The 2,439-nt window shown below is 34.9% G+C and carries 6 protein-coding genes; all 6 read right to left on the bottom strand.

Going from position 1 to position 2,439, the window contains the following annotated elements:
- A partial coding sequence (locus tag HMPREF2904_RS02590) for a DUF1642 domain-containing protein (RefSeq protein WP_218108837.1) occupies nucleotides 1-344 on the bottom strand: 344 nt, incomplete at its 3' end.
- Nucleotides 345-346: 2 nt separating this feature from the next.
- Complete coding sequence (locus tag HMPREF2904_RS02595; protein WP_070659787.1) at nucleotides 347-742, bottom strand: helix-turn-helix domain-containing protein; 396 nt, start codon at nucleotides 740-742, stop codon at nucleotides 347-349.
- Nucleotides 714-1,070 (bottom strand): hypothetical protein, encoded by a 357-nt coding sequence (locus HMPREF2904_RS02600; RefSeq protein WP_083307523.1) that lies wholly within the window; start codon nucleotides 1,068-1,070, stop codon nucleotides 714-716. The genes HMPREF2904_RS02595 and HMPREF2904_RS02600 overlap by 29 nt, the downstream gene beginning before the upstream one ends.
- Nucleotides 1,071-1,104: 34 nt before the next feature.
- Nucleotides 1,105-1,257: a nucleoside triphosphate pyrophosphohydrolase family protein gene (locus HMPREF2904_RS11720; RefSeq protein ID WP_176744603.1), complete on the bottom strand. Its 153-nt coding sequence runs from the start codon at nucleotides 1,255-1,257 to the stop codon at nucleotides 1,105-1,107.
- Nucleotides 1,257-2,069, bottom strand: a complete 813-nt coding sequence (locus HMPREF2904_RS02605; protein WP_070659789.1) for an ATP-binding protein — start codon at nucleotides 2,067-2,069, stop codon at nucleotides 1,257-1,259. The genes HMPREF2904_RS11720 and HMPREF2904_RS02605 overlap by 1 nt, the downstream gene beginning before the upstream one ends.
- A partial coding sequence (locus HMPREF2904_RS02610) for a conserved phage C-terminal domain-containing protein (protein WP_176744604.1) occupies nucleotides 2,069-2,439 on the bottom strand: 371 nt, incomplete at its 5' end. The genes HMPREF2904_RS02610 and HMPREF2904_RS02605, both read right to left, overlap by 1 nt.

The following is a 2,439-nucleotide window of genomic DNA, read 5'->3' on the forward strand; positions in this document are numbered from 1 at the left end:
TACCGCTTCTCTTTCTCGACCTCGTAGCCAAACTGGTGCATGTTGACAAGGGTTAGAAACGGTTCGGTTTCACCATCAATAATCCATTCTTCAAATTTTGTTAGTTCATTATCATTTCGTTTTTTGAAAAGTTCATAGACACATCTAAACAAATTTCCTTCAAAATCATCTTTGTTTTCTTCGTACCAGTCCGCAACATACTGATGGGCTGTGACTTTTTTCGTATCTATTGCATTCAATTGTTTCAAGTCTCTTAAAAAGCATTGACGGGCAATTTCTGCCCCGTTTGCGTTCCATACACCCTCAAGACTTTCATATTTTTTAATTAAATCTTCTATATTCATCATCATTCCTCACTTCTAACAACAATTAGATTTCCTGTTTTTTTGCCTTGAGCATGCAATTCTGCATAATACTTAAGCATACCTGCATCTTTGCCGATAATACGGCTCAATTCTTTAAGTGGCCCTCGACAGATGTAGCTGCCATCTTTATACAATTTGTAATCTGCTAACTCTTCTGGATCCCCAACGATGGAACTTTGTGGCACACCAAAATAATCACAAAGACATTGAACTTGAAACTCTCCTAACTGCACTCTACCATTTAACCATGAAGTAACTGCATCACTCCCATATCCTAATTCAAAGGATAATTGTTTCCTAGTCATACCTCGACTTGCTAGGAGTAATTGCACTTGTTGTTTAGCATGTTCAATCTGATTCTTTGTGTACTTGCTCATTCTCTAACTCCTTTACTAAAGAACTTAAATCTTCCTCTTTCACCCAAACACCGTCAACTAATCGCCCTGTTCGATCTTTGATCTCTTCGTATGCCAAGCCTAAACACTCTATAAAATCGATATTCAAAAACTTAGATACTCGAATTAATTCAAATGCTACATTTTTAAATTGATAATTTTGGCGATTGAAGTAAGCAGCAACTGATTGATCTAGCAATAAAATAAAATGATCTTCTTCCTTGTTAGAATTCGTAGAAGGAACTGATTCTGTATGTGGAAATACTTCTTTCGTATCAATTCCTAATTGTAGAGTAAGGACAATTAACACTACAGCAATGTCTCCGATGCTATCTTTTATAACGTCATCTTGTTTTTTTTGCTAACCCACTAGCTAATTCCCCAATTTCCTCAAACAATTTTAAGAATTGTTTATCAGGATTCTGAGTCTGTAAATTACGATCATAAAACCATTTTTGAGTTTTTTTGATTAACTCAACTAATCTTTTATTTTCCATTAATACCTTCTGCTTTCCATCCCATCAGGGAATTTAAAAATATGTTTACTTGCACCCTTGAAAATTCTATCTGCAAGTGCTGAATTATAGATTTTTTTGATATCGCTACTAGATAAGTTAGTATTTATAAAAGTCGTCTGTCGATTGTCCAAGATCTTGAATAGAACCCTTTGTCTCCATTCGTTTGCTTGTTTGAGAGTGTCACTCATGCTACTCTCTTTTCCAAGATCGTCGAGAAAGAGATAATCTACATTGCTAAGCATTTCTACAGCATGGCTTTCTGTAAAATCGCCTTTCCCACCAAAACTATTTTCTATTTCAGTAAATAACCTAGTTACCGATACGAAAATAATGCTTTTAGGAGTACCTAGGTCCTTGAATTTATTGTTCAGGGAAGAAGCTAAAGCGATTGATAGATGACTCTTACCGACTCCAGGAGGGCCAGTGATAATAACATTTCCTGTTTCTCCCTTCACATAGTCTCTTAGCATTCTTTTTGAAAAATTTAAACCTTGCTCTGCAATCTGATTATCAGTCCTAAAGTTCTCTAAATTTTTTCCGATCAATTCAGTAGGAAATAAGCTGAAGCGATTGAATACTTCAAATGTTTTAGCTAATTTTGAATTAATCGCTGAGTCATTGTTTAGCTTATTCTCTATCCGTTTAATTTCTTCCTTCTCACATTCAGGGCATACCTGCAGATATTTCAATTTTCCAGCAATAACTACTGGACTCTCCCATAATTGGCAAGAGTGCACTTCACAGATTTTATCTAGTAGCTTTTTTCTTTCAATATCTTTTAGAACTTCCATTAGAATCCTAGCCTTTCATCAACTGCTGAAGCAAATGAGCGGATATTTTTTGGTATGCTACGATTAAGATAACTATCAAACTTATTCCCAAAAAGCGTTTGAGGTTGTAGATATCGTTCATAATCTGTTCCCATCCATGTAGCTGCCATAACGTTAACCACATGTTTAAAGTCTTTTAGTTCATAACCTTCCTTCAAGCGTGCCTTAATGTATTTATGATGGCTAGCTGTATTTTTGTTGAAGTTCTTCTTTGTAACCTGATTGAGATAAGTAATAACTTCCTGACAAATCGACTTAATATTGTTATTATCAGTATCGTTAATATCTATCTTGTTTGTCTGTACTTTTTCCAGTTCAAGAACTGTATTTT

The sequence above is a fragment of the Streptococcus sp. HMSC072G04 genome, assembly GCF_001813295.1.
Lineage (GTDB): Bacteria > Bacillota > Bacilli > Lactobacillales > Streptococcaceae > Streptococcus.

Excerpts from the sequence above, each read along its gene's own strand:
- HMPREF2904_RS02595 (WP_070659787.1), bottom strand. The coding sequence starts at position 742 with ATGAGCAAGTACACAAAGAATCAGATTGAACATGCTAAACAACAAGTG.
- HMPREF2904_RS11720 (WP_176744603.1), bottom strand. The coding sequence starts at position 1,257 with ATGGAAAATAAAAGATTAGTTGAGTTAATCAAAAAAACTCAAAAATGG.
- HMPREF2904_RS02605 (WP_070659789.1), bottom strand. The coding sequence starts at position 2,069 with ATGGAAGTTCTAAAAGATATTGAAAGAAAAAAGCTACTAGATAAAATC.